We start from the raw sequence: 19,500 nt of genomic DNA, 5'->3' as shown, positions 1-19,500 counted from the left end.
AGTTTGTTACGCGGCCTTCGGTTTCCGCCGGGATGCCGCCGCCTCCGACACCGCCCCGATCTCTCCTTCGCCGTGCACCAGGGGATACGGACCAGGGGAACCCATGAGCAATATGCCGACCACGCGGCGCTATCCACCGTGGATGCTGATCACGGCGGGATCGGCCGTCATCATCGCCACCTACCTGTACCTGGTGGTGTGGCAGCCCGAAAGCCTTGTGGGCGGGGCCGGCGTGGGTCCGGCCGCGCTCATCGCGCTCGTCGGGTACCTCATCGGCTCGGGGCTCATCATCGCCGGTGCCATGGCGCGCATGCCCACCTCCACGGTGACGCTGCTGCCCATCGCGATCGCGATCAACATCGTGGCCGGCCAGATCAACAACATGGTCGGCCTGCCCCTCTACCTCGACTCCATCGGCACCGTGCTCGTGGGGCTGCTGGCGGGCCCGGCGGCCGGTGCCGCCACCGGCGCGCTGAGCAACGTCATCTGGGGTATCAGCATCAGCCCCGCATCCCTGCCGTACTCCACCACCCAGGTCGTCATCGGCCTGCTGGCCGGGCTGTTCGCCCGCTGGGGGTGGACCCGCCGGGTGCCGACGGCCGTCGCCGCCGGTGTGGCGACCGGCGTCGTGGCCGCGTTCGTCTCCGGCCCCATCTCCGCCTTCATCTTCGGCGGCGCCAACGCCTCGGCCGGACGCTCGGCCATCGTCGCGGTCTTCCAGACCCTCGGCCTGGACACGCTCGGCGCGTCCATCGCCCAGGGCCTCACGGTCGACCCGCTGGACAAGTCGATCGCGTTCCTCGTCGCGGTGATCATCCTGCGCGCGCTGCCCAGCCGGTTCTCCCAGCGATTCCCGTTCGCCCGCGAGAACTCGGTGTTCGCGCCGCGCAGCGCCTCGGTACTGGCCAGAGCCCGCACGGTCGACGTGCTCGACGACCGCGACCGCGCCCCGGTCCCGGCGTCGATCGCCGCCACCGCGCCCACCGCCGCCGGCACGGACGGCGCCGCGCCCGGCACCACCGGCACCACCGCAGCCAAGGACGAGGAAGGAGGACGGTCGTGAGCCAGACGCTCAGCTTCTACCAGGACGGCACGACCTGGATCCACCGGCTCAACCCGGTCACCAAGCTGGCCTTCGTCGCCGCCGTCACGATCGCCGCCTTCGGCGTCGACAACCTGTGGTGGCCGGCGCTGCTCTTCCTCCTTCTGGAGGTTCCGGCCGCGGTCCTGGCCGGAGTCGCCAAGCGCTTCGTCAAGCTCGTCCTCGGCTTCTTCGCGCCGTTCCTGGTCATCCTCTTCCTGCTGCAGGGGCTGACCTACCCCGAGCCCGGGACCGTCCTCGTCGAGCTCGGCCCGCTCGCGGTCAAGACCGAGGGCCTCGTCTTCGCCGGGACCACCGCGCTGCGGCTGCTCGTCATGGTGAGCGCGTTCATCGTGCTGCTGCTGACGACCCACCCGGGCACGCTGATGTCGGCCATGCAGCAGGCCGGGCTTCCGCCCAAGATCGCCTACGTCATCTCGGCGACCATGCAGATCATCCCGTCCTTCCAGGCCCGCGCCGGAGCCATCATGCAGGCCCAGCAGGCGCGCGGGCTCGACCTGGGCTCCGGTGGGGCGCTCACCCGCGCCCGCAGGCTCGTCCCGCTGATGGGCCCGCTGCTCCTCGGCGCGCTCACCGACGTGGAGAACCGCTCCATCGCAATGGAGTCGCGCGCCTTCGGGTCGCCGCAGCGGCCCACCGCATTCACCATCGTCCCCGACAGCGCCGCGCAGCGTGCGGCCCGCTGGGCGATGATCCTGCTCGCGGTCCTCGCGATCGCCCTGCACACGTTGGGGGTCCTCTAGGATGATCACCTTCCGCGACTTCACCTACGCCTACCCGACCAGCGAGGCGCCGGTCCTGCACGACATCTCGATGGAGGTCCGCCCGGGCCGGTTCCACGGGCTCATCGGGGCCAGCGGGTCGGGCAAGTCGACGCTGGCGATGGCCGCCGCCGGGTTCATCCCGCACGCCCAGGGCGGCGAGCACACCGGCAGTGTGACCGTCGGCGGCCTCACCGTGGCCGACACCCCGCTGCCCGAGCTGGTCACCCGGGTCGGGCTGGTCCAGCAGGACCCGTTCAACCAGATCTCCGGTGCGCGCTTCAGTGTCCGCGAAGAGATCGCCTTCGGCTGCGAGAACCTCGGCATCGAGCGCGACGAGATGTGCGCCCGGGTCTCCGACGTGCTGGAGCGGCTGCGGATCACCCACCTCGCCGACCGCTCGCCCTACGAGCTCTCCGGCGGGCAGCAGCAGGTCGTCGCGGTCGCCTCCATGCTGGTCATGCGTCCCGACGTGCTCATCCTCGACGAGCCCACCTCCCAGCTCGACCCCGGCGGCTCCCGCATGGTCGTCGAAGCGCTGGCCGCCATCCGCGCCACCGGCATGACGGTCCTGCTGGTCGAGCACAAGCTGGAGCTGCTCGCCGAGCACGCCGACGAGCTGCACGTGGTGGCCGACGGCCGCATCGTCGCCGAGGGCGCGCCCGCCGACATTCTCACCGACCCGCGCATGGACGAGTGGGGCATCGGGCGCACCCGCTTCACCGTGGCTGCCACCGAGGCCCGCCGCGACGGTGCGTGGCCGGAGGAGCGGGCGCTGCCCGTGACGCTGGACGGCGCGGCAGAAGGGTTCCGTGCGGCGATCAAGGGGGAGCAGGAATGACCGCCATCAGCATCGCCGACCTGGTGTACACCTACCCCAGCGGCGTCACCGCGCTCAACGGGGTGAACCTGGAGGTCGCGAGCGGCGAGCGCGTCGCGATCATCGGCCAGAACGGGGCCGGCAAGACCACCCTGTCCCGCCACCTCAACGGCATTTACACGCCCTCGGGCGGCACGATCCGCATCGGCGGCGAGGACACCGCCGGGCGGAGCATCGCGCAGCTGTCGGCGCACGTCGGCTACGTCTTCCAGAACCCGGCCGACCAGCTGTTCGCCAAGACGGTCCGCGCAGACGTCGAGTTCGGGCCGCGCAACCTCGGCAAGAGCGAGGAGGAGGTGCACCGGCTCGCCGATGCGGCCATGGCGGCCACCGGCATCGCCGACCACGCCGAGCACCACCCCTACCACCTGTCCCCGGCCGAGCGGAAGCGCGTCGCCCTGGCGTCCGTCCTGGCCATGGACACCCCCGTGATCGTCCTCGACGAGCCCACCACCGGCCAGGACCACGTCGCGGTCACCCAGATCGCGCGGATCATCGGTGAGCTGCACGAGCGCGGCATCACCGTGCTCGCGGTCAGCCACGACATGGACTTCGTCGCGGAGAACTTCGACCGGGTCGTGGTCATGGCGCAGGGCCGGGTGATCGCCGACGGCACCGCCGACGTGGTGTTCACCCAGGCGGAGAAGCTCACCCAAGCACGCGTCGAGCCGCCGCAGATGCTGCGCCTGGCCGAGGAGCTGGGCTGGAGGGCCCCGGTGACCACGGTCGAGGGATTCCTCGGGGAGCTGCGGGAGCACGCCCCCGGAACCTCCTGACCCATGCCGCCCCTCCCCGAGGCCATCGGGGAGGGGCGCGGTAGCGGTGGGAGAAAACTTGCGTTCTGGGCGAATTCCACCTAACCTCCTCTTCGTGCGTAACTGACATCGAGACCACGCCCGCGTCCGCGGCGGCTCGCCCGGTCCTCAGCGGCCAGGGGCTGGAGCCGGTGCCCGGCGGGCAGCCCGAAGATCCTTCGGTGCGGCCTCGGTGTCTTTTTTCGTGTAGCGCGCTCTTCTTCCACTCCTCCGGGGTGCACCGCCGCGCCTTCACGTACCGAGGCCCGCCTCCGCCTTCGACCAGGACAGGAGGTGGTCGCCCTTGCAGACCACGCAGACCCACCGCTCCACCGCCACCCCCGCCGACGCCGGCCCCGCGCCGCTGCTCCACGCCCGCGACCTGGCCAAGGCCTACGGCAACGAGCCGGTGTTCGACGGCGTCTGCTTGGACGTCGCGCCCGGGCAGCGCCTCGGCCTCGTCGGGGAGAACGGCGCCGGCAAGTCCACGCTGCTGCGGCTGCTCGCAGGAATCGAGGACCCTGACGGCGGCGCGGTCGCCCGGCCCTCCGACACCGGCTTCCTGCACCAGGAGGTGCCCTACCCCGGCCGCATGTCGCTCGCCGAGGTGGTCGAGGAGGCGCTGGCCCCCAGCCGAGCCGTCGAGGACCGGCTGGCCCGGCTGGCCGCCGACATGAACGACCGCCCGGGCGATACGGCCGTCTTCGCCGCCTACGCCGAGGCCCTCGAACGGGCCGAGGCGCAGGAGGTCTGGGACGCCGACCGCAGGGCCGGCCTCGTCCTGGCCGGGCTCGGGCTCGACGCGCTCGAACCCGGACGGCGCCTGGCGGAGATGTCCGGCGGGCAGCGCACCCGGCTGGGACTGGCCGCGCTGCTCATCCGGCGGCCCCGAGCGCTGCTACTGGACGAGCCCACCAACCACCTGGACGACGCCGCCGTGGAGTTCCTGGAGCGCTACCTGCGCGGCATGCCCGGCGCGGTGGTGGTGACCAGCCACGACCGGTTGTTCCTGGACGAAGTGTGCACCGGCATCCTCGACCTCGACCCCTCCCGCAGCGGCCCGACCTACTACGGCGGTGCCTACACCTTCTACCTGCGGGAGAAGCGGGTCGAGCGGGAGCGCTGGGAGCAGCAGCACCGCGCCGAACAGGAGGAGCTGCGCCGCCTGCGCCGCTCCGTGCACTCCACCGCCCGGAAGGTCGGGCAGTTCCGGCCGATGAAGGACGGCAACAAGATGGACTACGACGGGATGGGAGAGGCCGTTCAGAAGCAGATCTCGCGCCGGGTCCGCAACGCCGAGCGGAGGCTGACCGAACTGGAGCGCGACCAGGTGGCCAAGCCGCCCCGGCCGCTCGGCTTCGACTCGGCGCTGACCGGCGAATCCGCCGCCGGCGGCAACGCGCTCATCGCCCGCGGAATCGAGGTTCCGGGGCGCCTGGCCCTGGACCACCTCGACCTTCCGGCCGACGGGCGGCTGCTGGTCACCGGGCCCAACGGGGCGGGCAAGTCGACGCTGCTGCAGGTGCTGGCGCGCCGGATCGCCCCGGCGCGGGGGAGCGTCCAGTGGCGCCGCGGCACCACCGCGGCCCTCCTCGAACAGGACGTGCACTACCAGCGGCCCGACCTGACGCCGCGCCGCTACTACGCGGCGATGACCGCCGGGCGGACCGGGGTCCCGCCGCTCGGCGAGCTGGGCCTGGTCGCCGAGCGCGACGTCGACCGCCCGGTCGGGCAGCTGAGCGTGGGGCAGCGCCGCCGCCTGGCCCTGGCCCTGCTGGTCGGCAACGCCCCCAACGTCCTACTGCTCGACGAGCCCACCAACCACATCTCGCTGCGCCTCGCCGGGGAGCTGGAGGAGGCGTTGGGCAGCGCCCCCGGCGCGGTCGTCGTGGCCAGCCACGACCGCTGGCTGCGCCGCGGCTGGGACGGCCCGGAGCTGCGGCTCGACGGCGGCAGGGTGCGTGAGCGGATCACGGCGCGCTGACCGCGCGGCGGGCGCCGGGCGGTTCCCGGCGCCCGCCCCCTGCCACCGCGGAAACGACATCGACGAACGACGGCAAGGAGCACCACACCACATGACCGCACCGAACCCGGCCGACCCCTTCCCGCTCGCCGAGGGAGAGCGCCGTTGCGTCTTCATCCGGCCGACGGTCACCTCCGACCTGCTGGACGTGGGGGAGTACACCTACTACGACGCGTCGGAGGACCCCGGCACCTTCGAGGAGGACCGGATGCTCTACGCGTTCGGGTCGGCCCGGCTGGTCATCGGCCGCTTCTGCGCGATCGCGGCGGGCAGCCGGTTCCTGCTGTACGCCGACCACATGAGCAGCGGGCCTTCGGCCTTCCCGTTCACCATGTTCTCCGGCGCCTGGCAGGACGCCACGGTGGACACGTTCCTGGCCAACCACCCCTCCAAGGGGGACACGGTGGTCGGCAACGACGTGTGGATCGGGCGCGACGCCATGGTCATGCCGGGCGTCACCATCGGTGACGGCGCCATCGTCGCGGCCGGAGCCGTGGTCAGCCGCGACGTCGAGCCCTACACCGTCGTCGGTGGCAGCCCCGCCCGCGTCGTCAAGCGGCGCTACAGCGAGCGGGACGCCGCCCGCTTGGTGGAAGCGGCCTGGTGGAACTGGCCGATCGAGACCGTCACCGAGCACGCGGCCACCTTGATGAACGGCACGGTCGACCAGATCACCGCCATCGCCGACCGGCTCCGCGCCGAGAAGGACATGGGGCTGGAGTCGACGTCGGCAAGGTGACAATCCGGTAATTCTCTGCAATCCTCGCAAAACTCGCGGCCGCGTCGACACCGAGTCGGCGCGGTCCGGTTCGTTCCCGGCCATCGAAGCACGATCGGCCGGTCGAAGTGGAATGACGAAGAAGAGGAATGCCATGACGTACGGTCCCGGACCGGGAGGACCACCCAACGGCGGCTGGCAGCTGCCCCCGCCTCCAGGGCCCGGTGGCCCGGGCATGCCTCCGCCGGGCGGGCCGGGTATGCCTCCGCCGCCCCCCGGCTTCGGCCCCGGCGGCCACCCACTGGGCGAGCCTCCTGCGAGCATCGGTTCAGCGGTGGCCGCGCTCATCGCCAACGTCGTCGGGATCCTCTTGTGCTGGCCGCTCGGCATCGTCGGGGTCGTCCTCGCGATCATCGGCCTGGCGACCGCGAGCAGCAGCCCCGGCTCCGCGCGCAAATGCACCCTGGCGGCGTGGATCGCATTCGGCGTAGGTTTGCTGATTTCGTTCGCCATGATCCTCTATTGGGTACTCGCCGCATCCTGAGGTGCAGCCAAGTCCGAACAGGCGCGGGCCTGCGCCGGTCGGCATCCGACGGACCAGTGACGACCTACGCCGAGACGAGGCCGATGTCCCGGACGGCCGGCCTCCTCTCGGCGCGGAAGCCGACCGTTGCGCCGCCCCTCCGCTCAGCGATGGACACAACGTGGCGCACATGTGCGAGAAGGACCTCGTGGGCATCCTGGAGAGTGGCCGCGCTGATCCGCATGCCGACCACCAGCGAGCGCTCGGCCGGATCGGCGCCGGTGTCAGGGTCGGCGACCGCGGAATCGGCGTGCTCCAACGCCCAGAGCGCGTCGCCGACACGATCGACGAACAGGTCGAACCTCTCCGCCGTCGCAGATCCGGGCGGTCGGAGGTCGGGGGCGAATCGGATGTGCATCTGCAGGGTGTGGAACACGGCCGCTCCGTCTCCTGAATCCCGAGCTACTCGACGTAGAGCGTGGCGGACACGTCCGCAGGGGTTCGGCGAAAGACGTGGTGGCGGGAACCGTCTGGCCGATCCTGGGCCGATCGGCTGAGGCGTGTGCCGGGGGAACACCCCTAACCTGGCGTTATGCGAGGCACGGTGAGGGGGGCGCTGCGGCGGGTGGCGCGAGGCGAGCGGTCACGGGGGCTGGACACCGTTCTGGTGCTCGGCGCGCTCGGAGTGCTCGGTGCGGTGTGGGTCGGCGACCTCGGGTTGGCACTGGGGCTGCCGAACCGGGAGCCCGACTGGGTCGGCCCGCCGCCCTCCTACCGGGACTACCTGCACGTCGCCTCGGGCGGGGTGATGAGCCTGATCGCACTGAGCGCCGTGCCGCACACCACCGGCCCCCGGCGCACCGGCCTGAGCGCGCTGGCGGGCATCGCGGTGATGCTCGCGACGTCCGCCGCCCTGGCACCGGGGCCCAAAGGACTGTTCGGCTACGCCTTCGGCGCCAGTGAGGGCATGGCGCTGTTCCTGCTGCTGACCCTGGTGGCGCTGCGCTGCCGCCCCTGGGCCATCGCCGGGGCGGGCCTCCTGGCGGTGTCGAGCCTGTTCGCCGACACGCTGCGCAGCGGGCAGCTCGCGGCGGCGCTGCAGGGTGGCGAGATCGTGGACTTCGACCCCACCGTGTCGACGACGGCCGTGCTGCTGATGCTCGCGCCCGGCTTCTACCTGCGGTGGCGTTCGGCCCAGCATGAGCGGCACATCGCCGAAGTCCGCCGTGAGGAGCGCATCGCACTCGCCCGCGACCTGCACGACGTCGTGGCGCACCAGGTCACCGGCATCGTGGTGCAGGCCCAGGCGCTCCAGCACATCGGGGCGCGCAACCCGGAGACGGTGGTCAAGGCGCTGCCCGAAATCGAGTCGGCCGGGGCCCAGGCGCTGACCGCGATGCGGCGCCTCGTCGGCGCGCTGCGGGAGGGGGCCGCACCGCTGGACGCACCGGACCTCCCGGCGGCGCTGCGGGCACTGGAGGGGGCCGGCGACGGCGGCGGTCCGCCCGTGGAGGTGCGGATGGCCGGGGACCTGGCACGACTGGCGCCCGATGTCGGAACGGCCGTGGCCCGCATCGCCCAGGAGGCGGTCACCAACGCCCGCCGCTACGCCCCCGACGCCACGCGCATCCGGGTCACCGCCGACACCTCCGAGGGGCGCGTCCGACTGGAGGTGCGCGATGACGGCGGGGGCGGCGGTTCGCCGTTCGGCGACGGCGGGGGGTACGGTCTGATCGGCATGGCCGAGCGTGCCCGACTGCTCGGCGGCACCTGTACCGCCGGGCCGGCCACCGACGGCGGCCCGGGATGGACCGTGCGCGCCGAACTGCCCACCGGTGCGGGCGACCTCCGACCGGCCCCGGGGGATGGTGCACAAGGGGAGACATGACGATCAGAGTGCTGCTGGCCGACGACCAGAGCATGGTGCGGACGGGGTTCCGGTACATCCTCGACGCCGAGGACGGTATCGAGGTGGTGGCCGAGGCCGGAGACGGTATCGAGGCGCTGCGGCTGGCCCGCGAGGTCCGCCCCGACGTGTGCCTGATGGACATCCGCATGCCGGGAATCGACGGGCTGGAGGTCACCCGGCGGCTGGCCGGCCCCGGCGTGCCCGACCCGCTCAAGGTCGTCGTGGTCACCACATTCGACCTTGATGAATACGTGCACGCCGCGCTGGCGGGCGGCGCGGTCGGCTTCCTCCTCAAGGACGCGGGGCCGCCCCTGCTGATCGAGGCCGTGCGCGCGGCGGCGCGCGGCGACGCCCTCGTCTCACCGCGGATCACCGTCCGGCTGCTGCGCCACTTCGCCCGGCAGAGCGGTGCCGCGGCCCGCGGCGGCGCCGACCCGCGCGAGCGGGGGCTGACCGACCGCGAGGTCGACATCGTCCGCGCGGTCGCCGAGGGCCTGACCAACGTCGAGGTCGCCGAGCGCCTGTTCGTCTCGCTGAGTACGGTCAAGACCCACCTTGCGAGTGTCCAGGGAAAGCTGCACGCCCGCAACCGCGTGGAGATCGCGGCGTGGGCCTACCGCAGCGGCCTGATGGACGGGGAGGCCGAGGGGGAGGGCGGCACCGGGCGGCGGTGACCGCTTCCGGCCGTGTGCCCCTGTCCACCGGAGCGGAACCGGATCACCCCTGGGCGGTGGGGCGAAGCGCGGCGGCGATGATCGCGCGCAGCTGCCCGACGATGTCGGCGCGGTCGCGCTCGAAGGCAGGGTCGGTCAGCGTGGCCGGGTCGGCACTGCCGGGGTGCAGCGCCGGGGTGTGCACGTGCCCGGCCGGGAGGGGGCGGCCGATGGCGTCGCGCAGCAGCGTGTTGCGGTAGGCGATCTCGTTGGAGAGGTAGTCGCCGCCTCCGCCGCCCCGTGCCCACGAGCCCGGGGTGGGGCCGTTCGGGCGGTGCACGGTCGATCCCTCCGGCCCCTCGCCGGCCGGGATCTCGGTGACCGCGGTGTTGTCGTGCACGGGGAAGCGCCCGGTGGCCTGGGCGACGATGGCCCGCCGGGGCAGGGACGAGGTGCTCCATTCCGGCCGCGGGTCCACGCGCGGCGCCTCCGCACCCAGCGGAACGGGGCCGGGCGCGGTGCGGCCCTCGTTGTCGGCACGCCCGCCGCGCCAGGCCGCGTTGTGGGCCTCCAGGTCGAAGCGGCCCTCGCGGCCCTGGCTGACCGTGATGACGGCGTCGGCCGCGGCCGAGCTGCCCGGGTCGGCGGTGTAGTGGGGGAGGAGGACGCGCTCGACCATGCCGTCGGTGAAATCGCGCCACCGTACCGGGAACAGGGCCGTGCGCACCACGGCCGTGTACCCGCCGATGTCGAAGGTCGCGTCGTGCAGGGTGAGGGCGGCGACACCGGAGGGGTTGGACGCGCGGACGTCGGTGTCGAGGTCGAACGGGTCGAACCCGGTGACGATGACGCGCAGCTGCCGGTCTCCGGGGGCGAAGACGAGGTCGTCGTGGCCGCGCGAGGCGTGTTCGAGCCGGGTCAGCAGCGCGCCGCGCTCGCGCTCGTCGAGCGTGAACTCGGGCTGCCAGGACCGCAGCCGCGCACTGAGCGTGAGCCGCGCCCAGTACAGCGGACGGTCGTCGATGACGTCGCCGCTCTCCCGCACCGCTTCCGACCACAGGCGGCGTCCGTGCGACGTGACCACCTGCTCTGCGACGTCGAGGCTCCCGGCTCCGGCCAGATCGGCGGAGAACAGGGGAGCCGCGGCGCCGAATCCGGAGCGGCGCAGCAGCAGCTGCGGCGCGTCCAGCTCGGCTCGGCTCTCCTCGACGGTGGGCTCGGTGGCATTCACTGGGGCGGCCTTTCGCACTCGGGTTCCTCGCACGCGTCACCGGCGGCGCGGTCGGGCCTGCGGCCGGTGCGGAGTTTACCCCGCGCGGCCCCGGCGCCCGCACCCGGCACCGGGCGCCGCGTCGGTAGCGGAAGTCGGAAGTATGACCCGGATCGCATCCCGTGCGGGAACCGGTCCACCGGGGCGCGGCGATAGGGGTCGTGTCAGGGACGCACGGCGCCCGCGGAGGGGGCACGCGGGCGCCGTGCGTCCGATTCGCGGCCATGTGCGAAGAAGGAGATCTACGGTGCCGTTCACGCTGTGCCACGCCGCTGTGGCGATTCCGATGTCACGGGATCGGCTGCTGCCGTCCGCGCTGGCGATCGGTGCGATGTCGCCGGATTTCGGGAAGTTCGTTCCGGTCGCGGTGCCGGCGGTGCTCGACGGGCTCGGCTACCAGATCTCCGACCTGCTGCTGGGGTCCCTGCTGGGAATGGCCGTCTTCGTCGTCTTCCAGGCGCTGCTCAAACGTCCCCTGGTGGCGCTGGCGCCCGGCTGGGCCCGACGTCGACTCGCCGGCCCGGCGCGCGGGTTCCGATGGGACGGGCGGACCCTGGGGTGGGCCGCCTTGTCGGTGTTCCTCGGCGCGGTCACCCACATCCTGCTCGACGGCATCACGCACGGCGACGTCGTGCCGTGGCCGTCGACCGAGGCGGTGGTCGGCGGCGTGTCCCGCCAGCAGGTGGTGCAGGACGGCCTGAGCGTCGTGCTGGGGGTGGCGATGGCCGTCTGGATCGTGGCGTGGATGCTGCGCGCCGTTCCCGTCGAGGACGAGCCGACGGTCGGCCTGCCGCGGTGGTGGCGGCTTCCGGTGTGGAGCGGTATGGCGCTGGTCGTGGGGCTGGCCGTCGTCGATGCGGCGCGTGTTCCCGCCGAGGCCTTCCGGCTCAACCGGTGGCAGGCCGAAGGTGAGCTGGTGTGGGCCAAGCTCGCGATGACCGCGGTGGATGCGGCCGTGGTCCTGGCGGCCGCCGTCGCCGTCTACACGGTGGCCTACACCGCCTGGCAGCTGCTGGCCGTCGGCCTGATGCGCCGTCCGTCCCCGAACGGATCCGCATCGCGCCCGGCGGAGCAGGCCGTCCCCTTCGCACGCGGCCGGACGGTCGCGACCGGGCCGCAGCCCCGGCTGACCGGTACCGGCCCGCAGCCGCACCTGGGCATGCGGGACTGACCACCCCGGATACGCACCCCGCCCCTGGTCGGCGCCTCGACCGGGCGCGGGCGTGCGGACGGGCGGTTAATCCGGCACGGGGAAGGGAAGATGACTCCCGCACCATGACCCGATCCTCTCAACGGAGAGAGACGATGATGAGCACCCTCCCCACCACCGCCCGGCTCACCGAACGCGCGAAGGCCGCCCTGGAGCGCTGTGGCGCTTCGGGGTACATCGCGTCGGCCCCCACCGGTCACAGCGCACGCACACCCATCACCGGTGACCCCCTCTTTGACATCGCCTACGCCACCGCGGCCGAGACGGACCAGGCCATCGGCGCCGCGCAGGAGACGTTCCGCGCCGTCTGGCGCGACACCCCCGCCCCGCAGCGCGGAAACCTCGTACGCCGGCTGGGGGAGCTGCTGCGCGAGCACAAGGACGACCTCGCCGACCTCGTCACCATCGAGGCCGGGAAGATCAGGTCCGAGGCGGCCGGCGAGGTCCAGGAGATGATCGACATCTGCGACTTCGCGGTCGGTCTCTCCCGCCAGCTCTACGGGCGCACGATGCCCTCCGAACGCCCCGGGCACCGACTCATGGAGACCTGGCACCCGCTGGGTGTCGTCGGGATCATCACCGCGTTCAACTTCCCGGTGGCGGTGTGGTCGTGGAACACCGCGGTCGCTCTCGTATGCGGCAACACCATCGTGTGGAAGCCCTCCGAGCTGAGCCCGCTGACCGCGCTCGCCTGCCACGGCCTGCTCCGCCGCGCCTGCGCGGACGTGGGCGCCCCCGAAGGGGTGCACCGGGTCGTGCTGGGGGAGCGGGAGGTCGGCGAGCAGATCGTCGACGACCCGCGCGTGGCCCTGGTGTCGGCGACCGGGTCGGTGGCGATGGGCAAGCAGGTCGGGCCGCGCGTCGCCGCCCGCATGGGGCGGTGCCTGCTCGAACTCGGGGGCAACAACGCGGCGGTCATCGCCCCGTCGGCCGACCTCGACCTGGCCGTGCGGGGGACCGTGTTCGCGGCGGCGGGGACGGCGGGGCAGCGCTGCACCACGCTGCGCCGGATCATCGCGCACGAGGACGTCGCCGACCGGCTCACCGAACGGATCGTGGCCGCCTACGGGCAGCTGCGCCCGCGTATCGGCGACCCGTTCGACGAGGAGACGCTGGTGGGCCCGCTCATCGGCGAGCGCGCGCACACCGCGCTGCGCGCCGCGCTCGACCGGGCGGTCGCCGACGGCGGGCGGGTCCTCACCGGTGGGGACCGGTGCCTGGAGAAGGACGCTCCCGACGCCTACTACGTGGAGCCGGCGGTCGTGCGGATGCCGGAGCAGAGCGAGATCGTGCGGGAGGAGACCTTCGCGCCCATCCTCTACGTGCTGACCTACCGCACCTTGGAGGAGGCCGTCGAGCTGCACAACGGTGTCACGCAGGGGTTGTCGAGCGCCATCTTCACGTCCGACCAGCGGGAGGCCGAGCGCTTCCTCGCCGCGTCGGACTGCGGCATCGTCAACGTCAACATCGGCACGTCGGGTGCGGAGATCGGCGGGGCCTTCGGCGGGGAGAAGGACACCGGGGGCGGCCGCGAGTCCGGTTCGGATGCGTGGCGGGCCTACATGCGCCGGGCGACCAACACGGTGAACTACTCCGACGAGCTGCCGCTGGCGCAGGGCGTCAACTTCCTCTAGCGTGCCGCGCCGGCCGAGGCGGAGCGGAAGGTGGTGCCGCGGGGAGGGGGAACCGCGGCACCACCCCAGCCGGAACGTTATCGCCGGTGCGGGGGTGGCGGCCAGGGGTCGTCAGGGTGACTCGGGGGAATCGAAAGCAATATTTACCAATTCCGGGTGAAACCGGGACGGTCCGGGCGGTGCGCGGGCGTCGGCCATCCGCACCGCCCGCACCGCCCGCACCGCCCGCACCGCATCAGCCCCGGTCGGCCTCCGGGGCGCCGACGGGAAGGTCCGCATAGGGGACCCGCGGCAGCGAGGTGACCTCACCCAGGGTGCCCCACTCGTCCTTGCCGAGCCGCGCGATCGGCCGCAAGCGGGCGACCTCGGGGTGCCCGCCGGTGAGGACGTCGGCGTCGACCGCTGCGTGCACGACCCGCCCGAAGACCACCGTGGAGTCGCCGAAGAGGAGGGTGGAGTGCAGTCGGCACTCCAGCGCCACCGGGGAGGCGGCCACCCGCGGGGGCTTGACCGCGCTGCTGGGCTCGCGGGTGACGCCGACCGCGTCGAACTCGCTGACCTCCGGCGGGTAGTCGGTGGCGGTGGCGTTGATCTCCCGCTGCAGGTGCTCCGGGGCGAAGTTCACCACGAACTCGCCGGTCTCCTCGACGTTGCGCAGGTGGTCCTTGCGGCCCACCGAGGTGAACTGCACGATCGGCGGCTCCACCGAGGAGACGGTGAAGAACGAGTGCGGGGCCAGGTTGTCCACCCCGGATGCCGACGTCGTAGAGATCCAGGCGATGGGGCGCGGAACGACCACCGCCGTGAGCAGCCGGTAGAAGGCGCGGCCGGGCAGGTCTTCGGGAGTCAGGTCAGTACGCATCAGACCACGATCATGCCACGCGGGCCGTCATCGGACGCGTGCGGTGTGGGAATACCGTTGGGCATGGAGAGAACCGAGTACGTCGAGACCGGGCTCATCGCCCTGGACGACATCCGTGCCGCCGCCGACCGCATCGCACCGCGCGGCGCGGTCAGCGGCACCGGAGGTGCGGACGGTGCGGACGGTGCGGGCGGGCGGGGCGTCATGCGTACCCCGCTGCTGCCGATGCCCGTGGTGCGCGGCGGCCCGCCGCTCTGGCTGAAGGCGGAGAACCTGCAACCCGTCGGGTCCTTCAAGATCCGCGGCGCCACGAACGCGCTGTCGCTCCTGGACGACGAGGCCCGCGCCGCCGGGGTCGTGACCCACTCGTCGGGCAACCACGGCCGCGCCCTGGCGTACGCGGCCCGCGCCGTCGGGGTCGCCTGCGTCGTCGTCGTGCCCGAGGGCGCGCCGCAGGTGAAGACGGACGCGATGCGGGAGCTCGGCGCCGAGGTGGTCATCGTGACCCCCGCGCAGCGGTCGGAGACCGCGCGGCGGCTGGCCGGGGAGCGCGGCCTGACACTGATTCCGCCCTTCGACGACGACGCCGTGATCGCCGGGCAGGGCACCGTCGGCCTGGAGATCCTGGAGGACCTGCCGGCCGTGGACACGGTGCTGCTCCCGGTCGGCGGCGGGGGGCTGGCCTCGGGGGTGGCCACCGCGGTCAAAGAGCTGAAGCCGGACGCCGCGGTGATCGGTGTGGAACCCGAGTTGGCTGCCGACGCCGCGGAGAGCCTGGCCGTCGGCCGCCGGATCGCCTGGTCGCCGGAGCGCACCGCCCGGACCGCCGCCGACGGCGTGCGCGTGGGGCTGTCCGACCGGACATTCGCCCACCTGCGGGAACGCCTGGACGACATCCTCACCGTCACCGAGGAGGAGATCCGGGCGGCGATGGGCCGGATCGCACGGCGGGCCCGTGTGGTGGCGGAGCCCAGTGGCGCCCTGGCCGCCGCGGCCGTGCTGTCGGGGCGCGCCCCGGCGGGGAACACGGTCGCCGTCGTCTCGGGAGGCAACGTCGATCCGGTCCTCCTGGCCGCTACGGTCCTGACCGGCCAGAGCGACGACCTGTAGCGAAGAGGCGCGTACGACCTACGGCGCCCTCCCCCGTGGAGCCCCGCTGCCGCGGGTGCCCCCGGAGGAGGGCGCCGTCATCATCGGGCCGGTGGCGCCGAGTCGGCCGACTCGGCCGACCCGGCCGCTCCACCTCAGACCGGCTGCTTCTCCGCCGCGGCCCGGTCCACGGCCGCCCCACCGGCCGTGTCCGCCGCGTGACGGGGCTGCGTTCCGTTCTCCCGGGTCCCCGCCGGGAGCGGTGCGGTGCGGTCTGCGCGTGCCTCGCGGTGGCGCATCGCCTGGTCGGCGATGACCGCGAGGCCGATCGCGAAGGTCAGCCCGATGCCGACGAGGGTGATCCAGATGACGGTGGTAAGGAGTGCGGTGTCGATCATGGGGATCTCCGCCTTCTCTCCGCGCCGGGGGCGCGGCTCGGTCCGCTGACACCTCCAAGAGTAATCACTGTTAACTTCGGTTGTCACTGTTTGCGGCCGTGAACTCTGTCATACCACGGTTCGCGTCGACGGGGCGTGCCGGGCCGAAGGCCCGCCGACCCGCGCGGGGTGCCGGGAGCGGACCCCCGCCATCGGCGGTCCGGGGGGTATGGGAGTCTGATGCTTACTTTTCGCAATGGTCCGTTCGACGGTCGCGGGGGAGTGGACAGTGGGCATTTTCGATGGGATCGGCGTTCCGGTCGTGGCGGCTCCCATGGCGGGCGGCGCCAGCACGCCGGAGCTGGTCGCGGCGGTCAACGGGGCGGGCGGGATCGGCTTCCTCGCCGCCGGGTACCGGACCGCCGAGTCGATGGCCGAGCAGATCGCGAAGACGCGCACGCTGACCTCGCGCGACTTCGGGGTCAACATCTTCATGCCCGACCGCGGCAGCGCCGTCCCCGAGACGCAGGTCGCCGCCTACCGGGAGCGGATCGCCCCCGAGGCCGAGCGACTGGGCGCCGCGCCCGGACCGGCCGAGTGGCGGGATGACGACTACTCGGCGAAACTGGACGCCCTCCTCGCCTCGCCCGTCCCCGTGGTGAGTTTCACCTTCGGCTGCCCCGAGGCGCGTGACATCGCCCTGCTGCGGGCGGCCGGCAGCGCCGTCGTCGTCACCGTCACCACCCCGGCCGAGGCCCGCATCGCCGTCGAGGCCGGGGCGGACGCCCTGTGCGTGCAGGGCGCCGAGGCGGGCGGGCACCAGGGCTCGTTCGTCGACGACCAGGAGCGGACCGTGCCGCTGCTCGACCTCCTCACCGAGGTGCGCGCGGCCGTCGACGTCCCCCTCGTCGCGGCGGGCGGCATCACCGGCCCCGAGGGAGTCCGCGCCGTCCTGTCCCGTGGCGCCGTCGCCGCCCAGCTCGGTACGGCGTTCCTCCGCTGCCACGAGTGCGGCGCCAGCGCGACCCACAAGCAGGCCCTGGCCGACGCCCGCTTCTCCGAGACCGCCATCACCCGCGCCTTCAGCGGCCGCCGCGCCCGAGGCATCGTCAACCGCTTCCTGCGCACCCACGGCGAGGCGGCTCCCGGCGCCTATCCGCAGGTCCACTACCTGACCGGACCGATGCGCGCCGCCGCCGCCAAGGCCGGGGACGCCGACACCCTCCACCTCTGGGCGGGCATCGGCTTCCGCTCGGCCGCCGAGGCCCCCGCCGCCGAGATCGTGGCCCGCATCGCCGCGGAACTCTGACCGCTCCGACCGCGGAGACCGGCACGGCCGCCCGCGCGGTGGGCGGTCGGCTCAGTCCCGGCCGCCGCACACCTCACCGTCGGGGCGTCGGCGTTCCAGCAGGACCGTGTCGCGCCACCGGCCGCGGTGCCGGGCGATGCGTTCGCGCACTCCCAGCGTTCGGAACCCGGCCGAGTGGTGCAGGGCGAGGCCGGCCTTGTTCTCCGGGAAGACCGAGCACTGCAGGGTCCACAGGCCCTGCCGGTCGGCCTCGGTGACCTGCCGGTGGATCAGCGCCTTGCCGACACCGCGTCCGCGCTCCGCCTCGTCCACGTAGAGCGAGGTCTCGGCGACGCCTGAGTAGACCTCCCGGTTCGAGACCCGGCCGGCCGCGGCCCACCCGACCACCGCCCCGTCGATCTCGGCCACCCACCGGTGGTCGGCCAGCCATGTCGCGTCGAGTGTCGCGGCGTCGGGGACCTCGGTCTCGAAGGTGGCCTCGCCGGTCGCGATGCCCTCCGCGAAGATGCGGCGCACCGCGTCCATGTCGCCGGGCTCCATCGCGCGCACCGTCACGTCGTCCGGCAGGTCGCCGGGGCAGCAGGGGCGTGCGGCCACCATGCCCATGACGGCGTCGGCCGCGTGCGGGAGCCCGGTGCAGCAGGCGGGGTTGACCGCGACCCGGGTCGAGGTGCCCTCCTTGGCCAGGGTGACGAAGCCGACGTCGGCGAGCTTGCGCAGGTGGTGGGAGACGGTCGGCTGGCCGATGCCCAGGCTGTCGGCCAGCTCCCCGACGCTGCTCGTTCCGGGGCGCGAGGCGATGGCGTGCAGGAGCCGGACGCGCGTGGGTTCGGCCAGGCAGGCGAACCAGGAGGCATAGGTCGCGGCGTCGGCGGGGTCGAGGGCGGGGGCGTCGGGCGCGGGCGTCGTCACGGTCATGGCCTCATTATCGACCACGATCGATGGTTGCATCAATCGATGGATGTCGATAAAGTCCAACTCAATCGACATTCATCGATGGAAAGGTGTGCCATGGTCGACGGATTGCCGGTCGCGGTGATCGGCGCGGGCCCGGTGGGGCTGGCCGCAGCGGCCGAACTGGAGCAGCGCGGCCTGCCCGTCCTGGTCCTGGAAAAGGGCGCGACCGCCGGGGCGGCGGTCGGCGAATGGGGCCACGTCCGCCTCTTCTCCTCCTGGCGCGACCTCATCGCCCCCGCCGCCGAGAAGATCCTCGCCGCAGAGGGTCGGCAGCGCCCGGCCGACGCGGCCTACCCCACCGGCGCCGAGTGGGTGCGGACCTACCTGCGCCCCCTGGCCGACGCCCTGGGAAACCGGGGCCGCGTCCGCCTCCGGTTCGGCACCGAGGCCATCGGCGTGGCGCGGCGCGGCCGCGACCGGGTCGTCGACGCCGGGCGCTCGGAGCAGCCGTTCACCGTTCACATCCGCGGGGCCGACGGGGCCGAGGAGCGGATCCTCGCCCGCGCCGTCATCGACGCCTCCGGAACCTGGACCACCCCCAACCCGCTCGGCGCCGACGGGCTGCCCGCTCTCGGGGAGCTCGACGCCTCCGTCTCCGACGGCATCTCCCACCGCATCCCCGACCTCGCCGACGCCGAGGCCCGGCGGCGCTACGGGGGCCGCCGCACCGCCGTCGTCGGGCGCGGCCACTCCGCGCTGACGACACTCGTGGCGCTGTCGGAGCTGGCCGAGGCCGAGCCGGGCACGCGGGTCCTCTGGGTGCTGCGCAGGGGTGAGGTCGGCGACGCGTTCGGCGGTGGGGAGGCCGACCGGCTGGCGGCCCGCGGCGCGCTGGGCATTCGCGCCAAGGCGGCGGTCGACGCCGGGCGCATCGAGCTGGCCACCGGTTTCCGGACCGCCGCGGTGCGGTGCGAGGGCGGCCGCGTGGTGCTGGCCGACGACAGCGGGCGGGAGCTCGGCCCCGTCGACGAGGTCGTGGCCCTGACCGGCTTCCGCCCCGACCTGTCCTGGCTCTCCGAGGTCCGGCTCGGCCTCGACCCCGCCCTGCAGGCACCGGTCGGGCTGGCCCCCCTCATCGACCCCAACATGCACTCCTGCGGCACGGTCTACCCACACGGGGCCGAGGAGCTCGCCCACCCCGAGCCCGGCTTCTACCTGGCGGGCATGAAGTCCTACGGCCGTGCCCCCACCTTCCTCGCCCTGACCGGGTTCGAGCAGGTGCGCAGCATCGCCGCGCGGATCGCCGGCGACCACGAGGCGGCCGCGCGCGTCGAGCTGACCCTCCCCGAAACCGGCGTGTGCAGCGGCTCGGGACTCACCGAGGAGCCCGACCCCACCGAGGAGGCCGGCTGCTGCGGCCCGGCCCCGGCCGGGCGGACCGGGACCGGGGCCGTGCGGGGCTGAACCGGGCGGCCGCGCCCACAGGGGC

Annotated in this window: 19 protein-coding genes; 14 read left to right on the top strand and 5 right to left on the bottom strand. The window is 73.3% G+C overall.

The window, feature by feature from the left end; all coding sequences use genetic code 11:
- The first annotated feature begins 103 nt into the window (after window positions 1–103).
- The 7 genes from HNR23_RS10295 to HNR23_RS10265 all read left to right on the top strand — a co-directional run bounded on the left by HNR23_RS10295 (window position 104) and on the right by HNR23_RS10265 (window position 6,822).
- Entirely contained in the window at window positions 104–1,063 is a 960-nt protein-coding gene (locus HNR23_RS10295) for a histidine kinase (protein ID WP_246421693.1), read from the top strand.
- Entirely contained in the window at window positions 1,060–1,845 is a 786-nt protein-coding gene (locus HNR23_RS10290) for a CbiQ family ECF transporter T component (RefSeq protein ID WP_184075345.1), read from the top strand. The genes HNR23_RS10295 and HNR23_RS10290 overlap by 4 nt, the downstream gene beginning before the upstream one ends.
- A 1-nt stretch (window position 1,846) precedes the next feature.
- The gene (locus tag HNR23_RS10285; protein ID WP_184075343.1) at window positions 1,847–2,704 is read left to right on the top strand and encodes an energy-coupling factor ABC transporter ATP-binding protein; all 858 of its coding nucleotides are present in this window, start codon (window positions 1,847–1,849) and stop codon (window positions 2,702–2,704) included.
- Window positions 2,701–3,519: an energy-coupling factor ABC transporter ATP-binding protein gene (locus HNR23_RS10280; RefSeq protein ID WP_184075341.1), complete on the top strand. Its 819-nt coding sequence runs from the start codon at window positions 2,701–2,703 to the stop codon at window positions 3,517–3,519. The genes HNR23_RS10285 and HNR23_RS10280 overlap by 4 nt, the downstream gene beginning before the upstream one ends.
- A gap of 322 nt (window positions 3,520–3,841) precedes the next feature.
- Window positions 3,842–5,521: an ABC-F family ATP-binding cassette domain-containing protein gene (locus HNR23_RS10275; protein WP_184075339.1), complete on the top strand. Its 1,680-nt coding sequence runs from the start codon at window positions 3,842–3,844 to the stop codon at window positions 5,519–5,521.
- 91 nt (window positions 5,522–5,612) lie between these two features.
- On the top strand, window positions 5,613–6,299 hold the full coding sequence (locus tag HNR23_RS27195) for a CatB-related O-acetyltransferase (RefSeq protein WP_184075337.1): 687 nt from the start codon (window positions 5,613–5,615) through the stop codon (window positions 6,297–6,299).
- A gap of 313 nt (window positions 6,300–6,612) precedes the next feature.
- Window positions 6,613–6,822, top strand: coding sequence for a hypothetical protein (locus tag HNR23_RS10265; protein WP_343070508.1), 210 nt, complete (start codon window positions 6,613–6,615; stop codon window positions 6,820–6,822).
- 64 nt (window positions 6,823–6,886) lie between these two features.
- On the opposite strand, the gene HNR23_RS10260 is transcribed toward HNR23_RS10265, so the two are convergent.
- Entirely contained in the window at window positions 6,887–7,237 is a 351-nt protein-coding gene (locus HNR23_RS10260; protein WP_184075335.1) for a hypothetical protein, read from the bottom strand.
- A 156-nt stretch (window positions 7,238–7,393) separates the two neighbouring features.
- On the opposite strand from HNR23_RS10260, the gene HNR23_RS10255 reads away from it, so the two are divergent.
- Together HNR23_RS10255 and HNR23_RS10250 are read left to right on the top strand one after the other, a co-directional pair.
- Window positions 7,394–8,689 (top strand): sensor histidine kinase, encoded by a 1,296-nt coding sequence (locus tag HNR23_RS10255; RefSeq protein ID WP_246421688.1) that lies wholly within the window; start codon window positions 7,394–7,396, stop codon window positions 8,687–8,689.
- The gene (locus tag HNR23_RS10250; RefSeq protein ID WP_184075333.1) at window positions 8,686–9,384 is read left to right on the top strand and encodes a response regulator; all 699 of its coding nucleotides are present in this window, start codon (window positions 8,686–8,688) and stop codon (window positions 9,382–9,384) included. Before HNR23_RS10255 ends, HNR23_RS10250 begins: the two co-directional genes overlap by 4 nt.
- A 43-nt stretch (window positions 9,385–9,427) precedes the next feature.
- Here HNR23_RS10250 and HNR23_RS10245 read toward each other — a convergent pair whose 3' ends face one another.
- The gene (locus HNR23_RS10245; protein ID WP_184075331.1) at window positions 9,428–10,594 is read right to left on the bottom strand and encodes a pyroglutamyl peptidase; all 1,167 of its coding nucleotides are present in this window, start codon (window positions 10,592–10,594) and stop codon (window positions 9,428–9,430) included.
- Between the two features lie 286 nt (window positions 10,595–10,880).
- On the opposite strand from HNR23_RS10245, the gene HNR23_RS10240 reads away from it, so the two are divergent.
- Both HNR23_RS10240 and amaB read left to right on the top strand, forming a co-directional pair.
- Entirely contained in the window at window positions 10,881–11,804 is a 924-nt protein-coding gene (locus HNR23_RS10240; RefSeq protein ID WP_184075329.1) for a DUF4184 family protein, read from the top strand.
- A 134-nt stretch (window positions 11,805–11,938) separates the two neighbouring features.
- Complete coding sequence (gene amaB, locus HNR23_RS10235; protein WP_394353762.1) at window positions 11,939–13,477, top strand: L-piperidine-6-carboxylate dehydrogenase; 1,539 nt, start codon at window positions 11,939–11,941, stop codon at window positions 13,475–13,477.
- Between the two features lie 235 nt (window positions 13,478–13,712).
- Here amaB and HNR23_RS10230 read toward each other — a convergent pair whose 3' ends face one another.
- Entirely contained in the window at window positions 13,713–14,339 is a 627-nt protein-coding gene (locus HNR23_RS10230; RefSeq protein WP_184075328.1) for a flavin reductase family protein, read from the bottom strand.
- A gap of 63 nt (window positions 14,340–14,402) precedes the next feature.
- On the opposite strand from HNR23_RS10230, the gene HNR23_RS10225 reads away from it, so the two are divergent.
- Window positions 14,403–15,449, top strand: coding sequence for a threonine ammonia-lyase (locus HNR23_RS10225; protein WP_184075326.1), 1,047 nt, complete (start codon window positions 14,403–14,405; stop codon window positions 15,447–15,449).
- Window positions 15,450–15,583: 134 nt separating this feature from the next.
- Here HNR23_RS10225 and HNR23_RS10220 read toward each other — a convergent pair whose 3' ends face one another.
- Entirely contained in the window at window positions 15,584–15,826 is a 243-nt protein-coding gene (locus HNR23_RS10220; RefSeq protein WP_184075324.1) for a hypothetical protein, read from the bottom strand.
- A 268-nt stretch (window positions 15,827–16,094) separates the two neighbouring features.
- Here HNR23_RS10220 and HNR23_RS10215 point away from each other — a divergent pair, with 268 nt between their 5' ends.
- A complete protein-coding gene (locus tag HNR23_RS10215) occupies window positions 16,095–17,114 on the top strand; it encodes an NAD(P)H-dependent flavin oxidoreductase (RefSeq protein WP_343070507.1) in 1,020 nt (339 codons plus the stop codon).
- A gap of 51 nt (window positions 17,115–17,165) precedes the next feature.
- On the opposite strand, the gene HNR23_RS10210 is transcribed toward HNR23_RS10215, so the two are convergent.
- Window positions 17,166–18,032, bottom strand: coding sequence for a helix-turn-helix domain-containing GNAT family N-acetyltransferase (locus HNR23_RS10210; protein ID WP_184075314.1), 867 nt, complete (start codon window positions 18,030–18,032; stop codon window positions 17,166–17,168).
- 93 nt (window positions 18,033–18,125) lie between these two features.
- On the opposite strand from HNR23_RS10210, the gene HNR23_RS10205 reads away from it, so the two are divergent.
- A complete protein-coding gene (locus HNR23_RS10205; RefSeq protein WP_184075312.1) occupies window positions 18,126–19,475 on the top strand; it encodes an FAD-dependent oxidoreductase in 1,350 nt (449 codons plus the stop codon).
- The last annotated feature ends 25 nt before the right edge of the window (window positions 19,476–19,500 follow it).

Origin of the sequence: Nocardiopsis mwathae (assembly GCF_014201195.1) — a bacterium.
Classification (GTDB): domain Bacteria; phylum Actinomycetota; class Actinomycetes; order Streptosporangiales; family Streptosporangiaceae; genus Nocardiopsis_C; species Nocardiopsis_C mwathae.
The sequence above is the reverse complement of the archived record's forward strand: the minus strand, read 5'-3'. Positions and strand labels throughout refer to the sequence as shown.

Coding starts and splice junctions, on each gene's coding strand:
- HNR23_RS10295 (WP_246421693.1), top strand. CDS start 104: ATGAGCAATATGCCGACCACGCGGCGCTATCCACCGTGGATGCTGATC.
- HNR23_RS10285 (WP_184075343.1), top strand. CDS start 1,847: ATGATCACCTTCCGCGACTTCACCTACGCCTACCCGACCAGCGAGGCG.
- HNR23_RS10280 (WP_184075341.1), top strand. CDS start 2,701: ATGACCGCCATCAGCATCGCCGACCTGGTGTACACCTACCCCAGCGGC.
- HNR23_RS27195 (WP_184075337.1), top strand. CDS start 5,613: ATGACCGCACCGAACCCGGCCGACCCCTTCCCGCTCGCCGAGGGAGAG.
- HNR23_RS10255 (WP_246421688.1), top strand. CDS start 7,394: ATGCGAGGCACGGTGAGGGGGGCGCTGCGGCGGGTGGCGCGAGGCGAG.
- HNR23_RS10250 (WP_184075333.1), top strand. CDS start 8,686: ATGACGATCAGAGTGCTGCTGGCCGACGACCAGAGCATGGTGCGGACG.
- amaB (WP_394353762.1), top strand. CDS start 11,939: ATGATGAGCACCCTCCCCACCACCGCCCGGCTCACCGAACGCGCGAAG.
- HNR23_RS10230 (WP_184075328.1), bottom strand. CDS start 14,339: ATGCGTACTGACCTGACTCCCGAAGACCTGCCCGGCCGCGCCTTCTAC.
- HNR23_RS10225 (WP_184075326.1), top strand. CDS start 14,403: ATGGAGAGAACCGAGTACGTCGAGACCGGGCTCATCGCCCTGGACGAC.
- HNR23_RS10220 (WP_184075324.1), bottom strand. CDS start 15,826: ATGATCGACACCGCACTCCTTACCACCGTCATCTGGATCACCCTCGTC.
- HNR23_RS10210 (WP_184075314.1), bottom strand. CDS start 18,032: ATGACCGTGACGACGCCCGCGCCCGACGCCCCCGCCCTCGACCCCGCC.
- HNR23_RS10205 (WP_184075312.1), top strand. CDS start 18,126: ATGGTCGACGGATTGCCGGTCGCGGTGATCGGCGCGGGCCCGGTGGGG.